We start from the raw sequence: 13,440 nt of genomic DNA on the forward strand, positions 1-13,440 counted from the left end.
TTGTCTTCTCACGTCATTCCCGATTCTGCTGGAGCAAAACATGACCCAGACTTCGAACACTTCCGATCTGCGTAATGGCCCTGACGCCAACGGCCTGTTTGGCTCGTTCGGTGGCCGCTACGTGGCTGAAACCCTGATGCCGTTGATCCTCGAGCTGGCCCGCGAATACGAGACAGCCAAGGAAGACCCTGCCTTTAAAGAAGAATTGGCCTACTTCCAGCGCGACTACGTCGGACGTCCGAGCCCGCTGTATTACGCCGAGCGTCTGACCGAGTTCTGCGGCGGCGCCAAGATCTACCTCAAGCGCGAAGAGCTGAACCACACAGGCGCGCACAAGATCAATAACTGCATCGGCCAGATTCTGCTGGCGCGGCGCATGGGCAAAAAACGCATCATCGCCGAGACGGGCGCCGGCATGCACGGCGTGGCGACTGCTACCGTGGCCGCGCGTTTCGGTCTGGACTGCGTGATCTACATGGGCACCACCGACATCGAACGCCAACAGGCCAACGTTTTTCGCATGAAGTTGCTGGGCGCCGAAGTGATCCCGGTAGTGGCCGGCACTGGCACCCTGAAAGATGCGATGAACGAAGCGTTGCGTGACTGGGTGACCAATGTCGACAGCACCTTCTACCTGATCGGCACCGTGGCTGGCCCGCACCCGTATCCAGCGATGGTTCGCGACTTCCAGGCCGTGATCGGCAAGGAAACCCGTGACCAACTGCAAGCGCAGGAAGGTCGTCTGCCGGACAGCCTGGTGGCATGCATCGGCGGCGGCTCCAACGCCATGGGCCTGTTCCACCCGTTCCTTGATGACAAAAGCGTTGAGATTATCGGTGTTGAAGCCGCCGGCTACGGCATCGAAACCGGCAAGCACGCGGCCAGCCTGAATGGCGGCGTACCGGGTGTGTTGCACGGCAACCGTACTTTCCTGTTGCAGGACGACGACGGCCAGATCATCGACGCTCACTCGATTTCCGCCGGCCTCGATTACCCGGGTATCGGCCCGGAACACGCATGGTTGCATGACATCGGCCGCGTCCAGTACACCTCGGTGACCGACGACGAAGCCCTCGACGCATTCCACAAATGCTGCCGCCTGGAAGGGATTATTCCTGCCCTGGAAAGCGCCCACGCGCTGGCCGAAGTATTCAAACGCGCACCGACCCTGCCCAAGGATCACCTGATGGTGATCAACCTTTCGGGCCGTGGCGACAAAGACATGCAGACCGTTATGCACCATATGGAACAGTCCAAGCAGGAGAAACACTGATGAGCCGCCTGCAAACCCGTTTTGCCGAACTCAAACAACAGAATCGCGCCGCGCTGGTGACCTTCGTCACCGCCGGTGATCCGGATTACGACACTTCGCTGGCGATCCTCAAAGGCTTGCCGAAGGCCGGTGCCGACGTGATCGAGTTGGGCATGCCGTTCACCGATCCGATGGCTGACGGCCCGGCGATTCAACTGGCGAACATCCGCGCATTGGGCGCCAAGCAGAATCTGCTGAAAACCCTGCAAATGGTTCGCGAGTTTCGCGAAGACAACAGCGACACACCGCTGGTGCTGATGGGCTACTACAACCCGATCCACAAGTTTGGTGTCGAGCGTTTCATTGCGCAGGCCAAAGAGGCCGGCGTCGACGGCCTGATCGTTGTCGACATGCCGCCGGAGCACAACGACGAACTGTGCGACCCGGCGCAGGCTGCCGGCCTGGATTTCATCCGTCTGACTACGCCGACCACCGACGACGCGCGTCTGCCGAAGGTTCTCAACGGCAGTTCCGGTTTTGTGTACTACGTGTCGGTTGCCGGTGTCACCGGTGCCGGCGCGGCGACGCTGGAGCACGTCGAAGAGGCGGTCACTCGCCTGCGCCGCCACACCGATCTGCCGATCAGCATTGGTTTCGGTATCCGCACACCAGAGCAGGCCGCCGCGATTGCGCGTCTGGCTGACGGGGTTGTGGTGGGCTCGGCGTTGATCGATCACATCGCCAATGCCCAGACTCCGGATCAGGCCATCGACGGCGTATTGAGTCTGTGCTCGGCACTGGCAGAGGGCGTGCGGAAGGCTCGCGCCAGCTAAAGGTAGAGTTCCTGATTCAGAGGAATGAGTGCTTGGGCACCGGGGTTCCGGATTAATCGTTAGTCAGTCAAAAGATCGCAGCCCGTGGCAGCGCCTACATGTGATTTCTGTAGGGATTGCCTCGGGCTGCGATTTTTTGCCTTTACGGCAGTTCCAGCCCGCCCGACGCTTTGTGCAATTTGCGCAAATGCTCGCCGATCTGTTTCACGTTGGCCTCGCTGGCGGCAATTTCGGCGGCGCGCTTGGGTTCCAGCAACTTACGCACTTCCTTGTCCAGATCGCCGCTAAGTAACAGCAGCTTCTTCTGCCGCTGGCTGCTTTCCGCTTCCAGTCGGCTGAACTCGCTTGGTTGCGGCAAACCGTAGCCTTTCGAATCCAGCAGTTCTGCCGGACGACTGAGGAACCCACTGTTGGCGAGGATTTCCTGCAAGGTCGCATTGGCCTTGTCCATTCCGCCATTCTCCAGTTCCCGCGCACCGAGGTAACGTTGTTTGACCTCGTCCTGCGCGAGCAACAACTGGCGACGGAAACTCGCCTGCTCGAGCAGCAACAGCGCGGCGCTGGTGCGCAGGTCGGCGCGATCGAACCATTCGCGGCGTTCTTCGGCCGACAACGAAAGCCACTCTTCGACGGTGTTCTGTTTGATCGGCAGCTGCTTCTTCAGCACGTTGAACATCGCCTGATAGCGATCGCGGAACGAGTCGAAGCGATAGCCCAGACGCAGCGCTTCTTTCGGATCATCCAGCACGCTCGTATCGGCCAGACCACGGCCCTTGAGCACTTCCAGCAGACCGTTGGGCATGATGCTGTCGAGGCCGGTGAGTTGCGCGTTGTTGCTGCCGCTGCGCAATAGTTTCAAGCCTTCCACTGCGCAGTTGTTGGACAGGAAGAAGTAATTGCCGTCGTAGCTCCAATGCATCTCGGCGGCATGTTCGACCACGCCTTCGATCTCGCTGCGCGACAGATTCAGCGGTACCGAGGCGAGGCTGCGCAGTTCGGTCTTGGTGTACTCGTCGATCACCTGCGCCAACGGCAGAACGAACAGCCGGGACGGGTACTTGCCGACCAGTCCGTCCCAACTCGACAGCTGCACATCACCGACGAAAGCGCGGTAGGACAGCACCAGATGTTGATCCAGATCGAGCCGGCAATCCGGGCCACGCGGGCGACCCGGTGCACAGATCACCAGACGCAACATGCTGTGACCCCAGCGGCTGACCCAGTTCTGATTGGCCTCGGCCAGTAAGTAATCGACGGCGTAGACACGCTCCGGATCGACTTGCCCCAATGGTTGCTTGGCGAAGTCGTTGCCGGCGTTCAGAAACGCGAAGGTTTTGGCGCAGGAATTCGGGGCCGGTGGCGCCCAGCCGAAGTGATCCTTGTAGTAGCGATACAACGCGGGGCGGCGGCACGCGTAGCTCGGGTCGAGCAGGAAGTACTCCATGTTGACCGCGACGAACTCCTTGGGACTGGAGATTTCGTACAGGTCGGGGCTGCGGGCAATCTGTCGGTTGTTTTGCTCGCGCTCGCCGCGACGGCCGACGTATTGCGGCCACCCGGCGAGGTCGAGCAATCGCGGGTCATCACTAAGGGTGAAACGGCGCCCGTTCTGGCCACGGCACTCATCGGGAATGCCGATCAGCCCGGCACTGTTGAAGCGCCGGGTGCAGCGCTGGATCAGCGTGCGCTCGGCTTTTGGCCAGAGGCGTGCGCGGTCATAAATGTGGGTGATTTCGTGCAGCACCGTGGCGAGCAGTTCCTGGCGCACAGTGCCGTGGGGGCGATTGGTCTTCTCTTTGGCCGCGCTGCCGTCGGTGAGACCGGCGAGCAATTTGCGGTTCAGATCGAGTTCGGCGACCAGGGTTGCCTGGCCATAGGCATTACCGGGCATGTCATCGGTCCAGCCGACATCGATGCGCCGATCCAGCCGCTCGATAAAGCTCGGCGGCAAGGCCTGCATGGCTTCATCGATCAGCGCCTGGCTGGCCTGTTGCTGGGCGGGGCTCAGACCGTCGGTCTTGAGCCGCAATTGCAGGCCGGCGTGGGCGCTGTTGCCAAGTAGCAACAACGCCCCGGCCAATAGCCAGGCGCCAAGTGACTTCACAGTGCGAGGATGGCTTCGGCGAGAACCTGATCACTGGCGTCGCGCGCTTCCGGCACGCGTGTGCGCAAGGTGTTGAGAGCGGCTTCCAGGTGCGCGCCACGGATATCACCGTTGCTGGCGACAAAGCTGGCGGCGTCGTCGTGGGCTTCGCGGATGATTTTCGAGTCGCGAATCGACGTGGTGGTATCGGACGTGAAATCGATGGTGCGCTGGGAGGCACGAACGATGATGTTACTGGTGGCTACTAGGGTGTGCGCTTGGGCCAGGTCGGCCAACAAAAACAGGCCAAGGGCGGCAGCAATCAGCGGGCTACGCATGGAACGACTCCGAAGGGCAAAGTTAACAAGGGACTGGGTTAACTATTGGACGAGAATTGCCTCTGCCAGTTCAAGGTCGCTGGCATGAAGTTTCGGCCGGGTTTTACGCAGGTAGTGCAGTGCGGATTCCAGTCGAGCGCCGCGCAATTCACCGTCACTGGCAACAAATACCGCCGCATCATCGTGAGCGACGAGCAGCAGTTTACGGTCGAACGGCGCGGAAGACACCATGCCGGTCGCCCAGACGCCCACCACGGTGTTTTGCGTGGAGACGTCGAATGCGTTGGCCGAGGTCGTCCAGCAAGCAGTTAACAGTACGCAAGGGATCAGGAGTTTTTGAATAAAAGGCATGGGACTCGGCAACTGTTGGCGAGCCGTAAGGCTAGCGCAACGCCCGGGCTAGAGCCAGCGCCGAAATATCGGGACACGACCGGCGTGCCCCGCCATGCCGCGACTGCTTAGATAGTCAGAATGGCTTGAGCCAGCTGAGCGTCGGTGGCTTGCAGTTGTGGCGCCTGATGACGGATGTGATCCAGCGCGCTTTCCAGTTTCACGCCTCGGATGTCGCCTTGGCTGGCGACGAAGCTGGCGGCGTCGTCACGGGCAGCGAGCACGATCTTGTCGTCACGGAAGGAAGAGGTGACGTCGGAAGTAGCGTCGGAGGAGGCTTTCAGGGCGCCGACAATCGAGTCAGTGGTCACGATGAAGCTGGTAGCGCTGGCGTTGGCAGCCACGGCCAACAGGGCTGCGGCGCTGAGCATGCGAAGACGGGTCATGGGGTAACTCCTGTGGATAAACCGTATAGAGAGGTGGCTCGGTATCTGAGGAGTCAGACGCCATCGGCACAGCATTCGCCACGTACTGAATGGATATTAGGCTGCTCTGTGCAATTCGCCCAGTGGTCAGAATGCTGGCTCCTGCGGAATACTTTTAACTGTACTTGCGAATATTAATAAATCTAAAACTGTATTGGTTTTAATCTCGAAGCGTCTATTCTGCGGTTTTGAAGCATCCAGAACGACAAAACCCGTCGTGGTTTCCCACGACGGGTTTTGTTTTATTCAATTCGGGTTGCTGGCGGTGGGTCTAACGACCAGAGCCAGCGACGCTACTTAGCGCCAGAACGGCTTGCTCAGCTCTTCGTAGCGTTGTGCTTCGCTGATACCGGCGTCAGCCAGCAGACGCGAATCCAGACGGGCCAATTGGTGGCGGCTGGAGATGCGGCGCTGCCACAACATCAGGTTGGCGAGAACGCGCAGAGGCATGGAAGCCTGGGTTTTTGCAGCTTTGTCTTCGAAGAACAGTTCGGAACTGAGTGTACGTTCCATGGTTGACATCCTTCCGCTTGTGGCGGGATCAGGTAGTGGTTTGACTGGTGCCCATGATCCTCTCGTTTGCCTAGTCTCACTAGATACAGTTCAACTGTATTGTGAGTGACCAGTTAACTGTTTATTGATGGTGTACGGGTCGAAATTGGGCAAACTGTACCTGTCCGCACTTAAATGGTGCGTTTTTGCTGGTTTCGGAAGAAAGTGTGGGTATTTGCTGTAGGAAAAGACCGGTACAGCAGTACAGTTTTTGACGGTATCGAGGATTTCTGAATACCGTCGACGCAAACTGTGTTTGCGTCGACGGAACATCTGTGTGAATTACACCGTCAGCATCCGCCCGGTTTCTTCCAGATTGATGTGCCAGCTCAACGCTTCACGCAGGATGTGTGGGGTGTGACCACCGATTGCGCAGGCGGCGGTGAAGTAGTCATCCAGCGCCTGGCGAAAGTCCGGGTGCACACAATTGTCGATGATCACCCGGGCCCGTTCGCGAGGCGCCAGGCCTCGCAGATCCGCCAGGCCTACTTCGGTTACCAGAATGTCGACATCATGTTCGGTATGGTCAACGTGGCTGACCATCGGCACAACGCTGGAAATCGCGCCGCCCTTGGCGATCGACTTCGTCACGAACACCGCCAGATGCGCGTTGCGCGCGAAATCGCCGGAGCCGCCGATGCCGTTCATCATCCGCGTGCCGCAGACGTGGGTAGAGTTGACGTTGCCGTAGATGTCGAACTCCAGCGCCGTGTTGATGCCGATGATCCCCAGGCGCCGCACGACTTCCGGGTGGTTGGAAATTTCCTGCGGACGCAGCACCAGTTTGTCCTTGTACTTCTCTAGGTTGCCGAACACGTCGGTGTTGCGCCGCTCCGACAGCGTGATCGAGCTGCCCGAAGCGAAGCTCAGCTTGCCGGCATCGATCAGGTCGAACGTCGAGTCCTGCAGCACTTCGGAGTACATGGTCAGGTCTTCAAACGGCGAGTCGATCAGGCCGCACATCACCGCGTTGGCGATGTTGCCAATCCCGGCCTGCAGCGGGCCGAGCTTGTTGGTCATGCGCCCGGCGTCGACTTCCTGCTTGAAGAAAGTGATCAGGTGATCGGCGATGGCGTTGGTGTCGACATCCGGCGACGACACCGTGGACGGTGAGTCCGGCTGCTGGGTGATGACGATGGCGACGATCTTCTCCGGTGGAATCGGGATCGCGGTGCTGCCGATGCGGTCGTCGACCTTCACCAGCGGAATCGGCGTACGCGTCGGACGATACGTCGGGATATAGATGTCGTGCAGACCTTCGAGGTTGGCGTTATGCGCCAGATTGATCTCGACGATCACCTGTTTGGCGAAAATCGCGAAGCTCGCCGAGTTGCCCACCGAAGTGGTCGGCACAATATGGCCCTGCTCGGTGATGGCCACGGCTTCGATGACGGCGATGTCCGGCAGCTTCAGTTGCTGGTTGCGCAGTTGCTCGACGGTTTCCGACAGATGCTGGTCAATGAACATCACTTGCCCGGCGTTGATCGCCTTGCGCAAGGTGCTGTCGACCTGAAACGGCATGCGCCGCGACAGCACGCCGGCTTCGGTCAGTTGCTTGTCGAGGTCGTTGCCCAGACTGGCGCCCGTCATCAGGCTGATCTTCAGCGGCGTGACCTTGGCCCGCTCGGCCAGTGCATGAGGGACGGCCTTGGCTTCGCCGGCGCGGGTGAAGCCGCTCATGCCGACGGTCATGCCGTCCTCAATCAGAGCAGCAGCGTCGGCGGCGCTCATCACTTTGTCCAACAACGAAGGCAGGCGAATACGGTCACGGTACATGTATTTTTATCTCGGGCAGCGAGTAGCAGGATGCGCAGTCTAGTGAATTTGGCTGGTGCCTGTCCCGCTACCAAGGTCGCAAAAGAGGCGTCTATTGCGCGGGTTTCAAGTAAAACATCGTTACCGGATCTGCAACAACGCGGCATATTGTCCGACTGTTTGCGCAAACAAAAACGCCCCGACAAGTCGGGGCGTTTGGTGCAGCAGGCGAAAGTTACTCGACGGCTTTAACCATGTCTTCGATGACTTTCTTCGCGTCACCGAACACCATCATGGTCTTGTCCAGGTAGAACAGTTCGTTGTCCAGACCGGCATAGCCGCTGGCCATCGAGCGCTTGTTGACGATGATGGTCTTGGCCTTGAACGCTTCGAGAATCGGCATACCGGCAATCGGCGATTTCGGATCGTTCTTGGCGGCCGGGTTGACCACGTCGTTCGCGCCGAGCACCAGCACCACATCGGCCTGACCGAACTCGGAGTTGATGTCTTCCATCTCGAACACCTGGTCGTACGGCACTTCGGCTTCGGCCAGCAGTACGTTCATGTGTCCAGGCATCCGCCCGGCCACTGGGTGGATCGCGTACTTCACGGTCACGCCACGGTGGGTCAGCTTCTCGGTCAACTCTTTCAGTGCATGCTGCGCACGGGCTACCGCCAGGCCGTAGCCTGGAACGATGATCACGGTGTCGGCGTTGGTCAGCAGGAACGTCGCGTCGTCAGCCGAACCGGATTTCACCGGACGTGCTTCCTTCGCACCGGCCGGGCCTGCATCAACCGTATTGCCAAAACCACCGAGCAATACGTTGAAGAAGGAACGGTTCATCGCCTTGCACATGATGTACGAGAGGATCGCACCGCTCGAACCCACGAGGGAGCCGGCAATGATCAGCATCGAGTTGTTCAGCGAGAAACCGATACCCGCTGCCGCCCAGCCTGAATAGCTGTTGAGCATCGACACCACCACCGGCATGTCTGCGCCGCCGATCGGGATGATGATCAGCACGCCCATCACGAACGCCAGCGCCAGCATCAGAGCAAATGCGGTGAGGTTGCCGGTGAACATAAAGGTCAAACCGAGTGCCAGTGTCGCCAGACCCAGCACCGCGTTCAGCTTGTGCTGACCGCTGAACTGTACCGGTGCGCCCTGAAACAGGCGGAACTTGTACTTACCCGAAAGCTTGCCGAAGGCGATCACCGAACCGGAGAAGGTGATGGCACCAATCGCCGCGCCGAGGAACAGCTCCAGACGGTTACCCGCCGGGATCGCGTCGCCCAGTTGCTTGACGATGCCCAGCGACTGCGGCTCAACCACGGCAGCAATGGCGATGAACACCGCTGCCAGGCCGATCATGCTGTGCATGAAGGCGACCAGTTCCGGCATTTTGGTCATTTCAACACGCTTGGCCATGATCGAACCGGCGGTACCGCCGACCAGCAGGCCGACGATCACATAACCGATACCAGCAGTGGCCAGCTCAGCGCCGAGCTTATAGATGAGGCCTACAGTAGTGATGATCGCCAGACCCATGCCGAGCATGCCGAACAGATTGCCGCGGCGTGACGTGGTTGGGTGCGACAAGCCTTTGAGGGCCTGGATGAAACAGATCGACGCGATCAGATAAAGCGTCGTGACGAGATTCATGCTCATTACTTCGGCGCCTCTTCTTTTACTTTCGGGGCTTTCTTCTTGAACATCTCAAGCATGCGGCGGGTGACCAGGAAGCCACCGAACACATTCACTGCGGCCAGCGCCACGGCGAGGGTGCCCATGGTCTTGCCCAGCGGGGTGACCGTCAGGGCAGCGGCCAGCATCGCGCCGACGATCACGATCGCCGAAATGGCGTTGGTCACGGCCATCAGCGGCGTGTGCAGCGCAGGTGTTACGTTCCAGACCACGTGATAACCGACATAAATCGCCAGCACGAAGATGATCAGGTTGTAGATACCGGGGGAGATAAGCTCTTCCATCGTCTGAATCCCTGCTTAGGCGTTTTTGCGGATGACTTGGCCGTCGCGGCACATCAGGCACGCGGCGACGATGTCGTCTTCGAGGTTGACGTCAAACTGGCCTTCTTTAGTGAAGACCAGCTTCAGGAAGTCCAGCAGGTTGCGTGCATACAGCGCCGAAGCGTCTGCGGCGACTTCACCGGCCAGATTGGTCGGACCGGCGATAGTCACGCCGTTCTCGATCACGACCTGATCGGCTACGGTCAACGGGCAGTTACCGCCCTGCGCAGCCGCGAGGTCAATGACCACCGAGCCCGGTTTCATTTGCGCCACGGTGTCCGCACTCAACAGCGTCGGTGCCTTGCGGCCCGGGATCAGCGCAGTAGTGATGACGATGTCAGCCTGCTTGGCGCGTTCATGCACGGCCTGGGCCTGACGCTGCATCCAGCTCGCCGGCATCGGACGCGCGTAACCGCCGACACCGACGGCGCATTCGCGCTCTTCATCGGTCTCGTAAGGCACGTCGACGAACTTGGCGCCGAGGGATTCGATCTGTTCCTTCACCGCCGGACGCACGTCGGACGCTTCGATAACCGCACCCAAACGTTTCGCCGTAGCAATCGCCTGCAACCCGGCCACGCCTGCGCCAAGAATCAGCACGCGCGCCGCTTTCACAGTGCCCGCAGCAGTCATCAGCATCGGCATGAAGCGCGGATAGTAGTGAGCGGCCAGCAACACGGCCTTATAGCCGGCGATGTTCGCCTGGGACGACAACACATCGAGACTCTGCGCCCGCGAGGTGCGCGGCGCTGCTTCCAGGGCGAACGCGGTAATCCCGCACTCGGCCATTTTGGCGATGGTGTCGTTGTTGAACGGGTTAAGCATGCCAACCAGCACCGCACCGCGCTTGATCAGCGTCAGCTCGGCATCGCTTGGGGCGACCACTTTGAGAATCAACTCGGCGCCAAACGCATCGTTGGCACTGCCAATAGTTGCGCCTGCCGCTTCATAAGCACTGTCGACAACGCTGGCTTTAACGCCGGCGCCGGTTTGAACAGTGACCTTATGACCTTGGCTGATCAGCTTTTTAATGGTTTCCGGGGTTGCAGCAACCCGTGTTTCACCGGTCTGGGTTTCGAGAGGAACACCAATGTGCACGTCAAATCTCCTGCGTGATCTTATTGAGTAAACCCAGGCACTTCGGATGGTGCGACTGGGGCGGCCGATCAGCACGATCCCGCTAAATCAAGGCGGGGCGCGGCATTTTGCAGGCGAACTTTATGCCCTTCAAGGGATTATGACGGGTGACGGAAAATTAACTACAAGTCATGCCGTGACCGAATGTCGCACATGACCGGTTGAATCCCTTGCAGGCCGTGCCTTACAAGGATTCTGGACGAATTCGAAGATTTATCTCATCGGTGACGTGAATGGAGCGTAATGAGTCGCGAATGAAGGCTCAAAGCCACGCCCGCAGGCGCTTGTGGGACGTCTGTACGACTTTCGGATACAGTCACTGAAAATGCGACAAATACTTATATCTGTAGTGCTTTGATTTTTCTGACTACGAGGTCAGTTAACGCTGTAAGCCGCTACCCTTCTAGGCTGTAGCTCTGCGCCTGGTTCACCAGCCAGTCGCGAAATGCCTTCAGGGACGCCGATTCGACCTTTCGCTCGGGAATCATCAGGTAATACGCCTTGATGCTGGACAGTGCCTGGGGGTTGGCAATCACCAGCCGCTTCTCGGCCAACTCGCGCTGAATCAGGAACGGCGGGATCAGCGCAATGCCCATGTCGTGCATGGCTGCCTGCGCCAGCATGGAGAATAGTTCATAGCGCGGCCCTGTCATGTCGCGGGGGATATTCAGATGTTGCGAGTTGAACCACTGGCGCCAGGCATAGGGGCGGGTGGTCTGCTGCAAGAGCGGCAGCTCGGCAACCTCTTGCGCTGTCAGCTTTGCCTTGCTGCCGAGTAGGGCGGGGCTGCACACGGGCATCGGATTTTCGCCCATCAGTCTGTGGGACTCGGTACCGGACCAATCGGCATCGCCGAAGTAGATGGCGGCATCGAAGTCGGTATCGGCGAACAGGAATGGCCGCGTGCGGTTAGTCAGGTTGACGGTGACTTCCGGATGCTTGAGCTGGAAATCTTTCAAGCGTGGCAACAGCCATTGCGTGCCGAAGGTCGGCACCACCGCCAGTTCGATCACATTGGCGCCTTGCTGGCCCATCACCGACAGCGTATCGCGCTCGACCGCATCGAGTTGAGTCGCCACTCGACGGCTGTAGGAAAGCCCTGCTTCGGTCAGCTTTACCCCGCGCCGCGAGCGTCGGAACAGTTCCACGCTGAGGAACTCCTCAAGGCTGGCGATCTGTCGGCAAATGGCGCCTTGGGTGATGGAAAGCTCTTCAGCGGCCTTGGTAAAACTCTCGTGACGAGCGGCAGCCTCAAAACTGATCAGAGCGGTTGTGCTGGGGATCTTCCTGCGCATGTACTTCAACCTCACTAATACGTCGGTTAAAAGGCTATCGGCGTTGTTTCGGAGTGAGAAATTAGCACAACAGAATGCGAAATCCTCGTTTGCCGCGACCGCGAACCGCGCCTAGGATCAATGCCACGTTAATTCACCGATTTACGAGGGCACACTCATGGGCGGTAAAGCTAGCTTCAACTGGATCGATCCCCTGCTGCTGGATCAACAGCTCACCGAAGAAGAGCGCATGATCCGCGACACTGCCGAGCAGTTCGCTCAGCAGAAGCTCGCGCCGCGTGTGCTCGAAGCTTTCCGCCATGAGAAGACCGATCCGGCAATCTTCCGCGAGATGGGTGAAGTCGGCCTGTTGGGCGCGACCATTCCTGAGCAGTACGGTGGCAGTGGCCTCAACTATGTCAGCTACGGCCTGATTGCCCGTGAAGTGGAGCGTGTCGATTCCGGCTATCGCTCGATGATGAGCGTACAGTCCTCGCTGGTAATGGTGCCGATCAACGAATTCGGCACCGAGGCGCAGAAACAGAAATACCTGCCGAAACTGGCTTCCGGCGAATGGATCGGCTGCTTCGGTCTGACCGAGCCTAACCACGGTTCCGACCCTGGCGCGATGATTACTCGTGCACGCAAAGTCGACGGCGGCTACAGCCTGACTGGCGCGAAGATGTGGATTACCAACAGCCCGATCGCCGATGTGTTCGTGGTTTGGGCCAAGGACGATGCCGGCGACATCCGTGGTTTCGTGCTGGAGAAAGGCTGGAAGGGCCTGAGCGCTCCGGCGATCCACGGCAAAGTCGGTCTGCGCGCCTCGATCACCGGTGAGATCGTCATGGACAACGTATTCGTGCCGGAAGAAAACATCTTCCCTGACGTGCGTGGTCTGAAAGGTCCGTTCACCTGCCTCAACTCCGCACGCTACGGCATCTCTTGGGGTGCGCTGGGCGCAGCCGAGTTCTGCTGGCACACCGCACGCCAATACACGCTGGACCGTATGCAGTTCGGCCGTCCTTTGGCCGCTACCCAGCTGATCCAGAAAAAACTGGCGGACATGCAGACCGAGATCACGCTGGCCCTGCAAGGTTGCCTGCGTTTGGGGCGCATGAAGGATGAAGGCACGGCTGCGGTCGAAATCACTTCGATCATGAAGCGCAACTCGTGCGGCAAGTCGCTGGATATCGCCCGCATGGCTCGCGACATGCTGGGCGGCAACGGTATCTCCGACGAGTTCGGTGTGGCCCGCCACTTGGTCAACCTGGAAGTGGTGAATACCTATGAAGGTACGCACGATGTCCACGCGCTGATCCTCGGTCGCGCGCAAACCGGTCTGCAGGCGTTCTATTAATAGGAGAGCGACC

The 13,440-nt window shown here is 59.3% G+C and carries 13 protein-coding genes; 3 read left to right on the forward strand and 10 right to left on the reverse strand.

Translation table 11 applies throughout. The features are described 5' to 3' along the window. Positions 1-40: 40 nt before the first annotated feature. A complete protein-coding gene (gene trpB, locus AB4P97_RS24675) occupies positions 41-1,273 on the forward strand; it encodes a tryptophan synthase subunit beta (protein ID WP_042557000.1) in 1,233 nt (410 codons plus the stop codon). Continuing rightward, positions 1,273-2,085, forward strand: a complete 813-nt coding sequence (gene trpA / locus AB4P97_RS24680; protein WP_042557001.1) for a tryptophan synthase subunit alpha — start codon at positions 1,273-1,275, stop codon at positions 2,083-2,085. The genes trpB and trpA overlap by 1 nt, the downstream gene beginning before the upstream one ends. 142 nt (positions 2,086-2,227) lie before the next feature. Here the strand turns inward: trpA and AB4P97_RS24685 are convergent, their stop codons facing one another. The 10 genes from AB4P97_RS24685 to AB4P97_RS24730 all read right to left on the reverse strand — a co-directional run bounded on the left by AB4P97_RS24685 (position 2,228) and on the right by AB4P97_RS24730 (position 12,088). Then, positions 2,228-4,189 carry a DUF4105 domain-containing protein gene (locus tag AB4P97_RS24685; RefSeq protein ID WP_395601729.1) on the reverse strand — a complete coding sequence of 654 codons (1,962 nt, stop codon included), beginning with the start codon at positions 4,187-4,189 and terminating at the stop codon, positions 2,228-2,230. Then, positions 4,186-4,506 (reverse strand): DUF2388 domain-containing protein, encoded by a 321-nt coding sequence (locus tag AB4P97_RS24690; RefSeq protein ID WP_042557003.1) that lies wholly within the window; start codon positions 4,504-4,506, stop codon positions 4,186-4,188. Before AB4P97_RS24690 ends, AB4P97_RS24685 begins: the two co-directional genes overlap by 4 nt. 42 nt (positions 4,507-4,548) lie before the next feature. Next, positions 4,549-4,857 carry a DUF2388 domain-containing protein gene (locus AB4P97_RS24695; RefSeq protein ID WP_395601730.1) on the reverse strand — a complete coding sequence of 103 codons (309 nt, stop codon included), beginning with the start codon at positions 4,855-4,857 and terminating at the stop codon, positions 4,549-4,551. Between the two features lie 107 nt (positions 4,858-4,964). Beyond that, entirely contained in the window at positions 4,965-5,282 is a 318-nt protein-coding gene (locus AB4P97_RS24700) for a DUF2388 domain-containing protein (RefSeq protein ID WP_047299224.1), read from the reverse strand. 336 nt (positions 5,283-5,618) lie between these two features. Next, a complete protein-coding gene (locus AB4P97_RS24705) occupies positions 5,619-5,834 on the reverse strand; it encodes a DUF1127 domain-containing protein (protein WP_009041553.1) in 216 nt (71 codons plus the stop codon). A gap of 321 nt (positions 5,835-6,155) precedes the next feature. Beyond that, positions 6,156-7,649 (reverse strand): acetyl-CoA hydrolase/transferase family protein, encoded by a 1,494-nt coding sequence (locus AB4P97_RS24710; protein ID WP_115147869.1) that lies wholly within the window; start codon positions 7,647-7,649, stop codon positions 6,156-6,158. 214 nt (positions 7,650-7,863) lie between these two features. Continuing rightward, positions 7,864-9,297, reverse strand: coding sequence for an NAD(P)(+) transhydrogenase (Re/Si-specific) subunit beta (locus AB4P97_RS24715; RefSeq protein ID WP_047299226.1), 1,434 nt, complete (start codon positions 9,295-9,297; stop codon positions 7,864-7,866). Continuing rightward, entirely contained in the window at positions 9,297-9,617 is a 321-nt protein-coding gene (locus AB4P97_RS24720) for an NAD(P) transhydrogenase subunit alpha (RefSeq protein ID WP_003187417.1), read from the reverse strand. Before AB4P97_RS24720 ends, AB4P97_RS24715 begins: the two co-directional genes overlap by 1 nt. Positions 9,618-9,632: 15 nt before the next feature. Next, positions 9,633-10,754, reverse strand: coding sequence for a Re/Si-specific NAD(P)(+) transhydrogenase subunit alpha (locus tag AB4P97_RS24725; protein ID WP_042557008.1), 1,122 nt, complete (start codon positions 10,752-10,754; stop codon positions 9,633-9,635). 434 nt (positions 10,755-11,188) lie between these two features. Next, positions 11,189-12,088, reverse strand: a complete 900-nt coding sequence (locus AB4P97_RS24730; RefSeq protein ID WP_115147868.1) for a LysR family transcriptional regulator — start codon at positions 12,086-12,088, stop codon at positions 11,189-11,191. 157 nt (positions 12,089-12,245) lie between these two features. On the opposite strand from AB4P97_RS24730, the gene AB4P97_RS24735 reads away from it, so the two are divergent. After that, on the forward strand, positions 12,246-13,427 hold the full coding sequence (locus AB4P97_RS24735; RefSeq protein WP_042557010.1) for an acyl-CoA dehydrogenase: 1,182 nt from the start codon (positions 12,246-12,248) through the stop codon (positions 13,425-13,427). Positions 13,428-13,440: the final 13 nt, after the last annotated feature.

The sequence above is a fragment of the Pseudomonas sp. A1230 genome (genome assembly GCF_044218825.1).
Lineage (GTDB): Bacteria > Pseudomonadota > Gammaproteobacteria > Pseudomonadales > Pseudomonadaceae > Aquipseudomonas > Aquipseudomonas iridis.

What these genes read in the sequence shown, in the direction of transcription:
- trpB (WP_042557000.1), top strand. Translation starts at nt 41, where the DNA reads ATGACCCAGACTTCGAACACTTCCGATCTGCGTAATGGCCCTGACGCC.
- trpA (WP_042557001.1), top strand. Translation starts at nt 1,273, where the DNA reads ATGAGCCGCCTGCAAACCCGTTTTGCCGAACTCAAACAACAGAATCGC.
- AB4P97_RS24690 (WP_042557003.1), bottom strand. Translation starts at nt 4,506, where the DNA reads ATGCGTAGCCCGCTGATTGCTGCCGCCCTTGGCCTGTTTTTGTTGGCC.
- AB4P97_RS24695 (WP_395601730.1), bottom strand. Translation starts at nt 4,857, where the DNA reads ATGCCTTTTATTCAAAAACTCCTGATCCCTTGCGTACTGTTAACTGCT.
- AB4P97_RS24700 (WP_047299224.1), bottom strand. Translation starts at nt 5,282, where the DNA reads ATGACCCGTCTTCGCATGCTCAGCGCCGCAGCCCTGTTGGCCGTGGCT.
- AB4P97_RS24705 (WP_009041553.1), bottom strand. Translation starts at nt 5,834, where the DNA reads ATGGAACGTACACTCAGTTCCGAACTGTTCTTCGAAGACAAAGCTGCA.
- AB4P97_RS24710 (WP_115147869.1), bottom strand. Translation starts at nt 7,649, where the DNA reads ATGTACCGTGACCGTATTCGCCTGCCTTCGTTGTTGGACAAAGTGATG.
- AB4P97_RS24715 (WP_047299226.1), bottom strand. Translation starts at nt 9,297, where the DNA reads ATGAGCATGAATCTCGTCACGACGCTTTATCTGATCGCGTCGATCTGT.
- AB4P97_RS24720 (WP_003187417.1), bottom strand. Translation starts at nt 9,617, where the DNA reads ATGGAAGAGCTTATCTCCCCCGGTATCTACAACCTGATCATCTTCGTG.
- AB4P97_RS24730 (WP_115147868.1), bottom strand. Translation starts at nt 12,088, where the DNA reads ATGCGCAGGAAGATCCCCAGCACAACCGCTCTGATCAGTTTTGAGGCT.
- AB4P97_RS24735 (WP_042557010.1), top strand. Translation starts at nt 12,246, where the DNA reads ATGGGCGGTAAAGCTAGCTTCAACTGGATCGATCCCCTGCTGCTGGAT.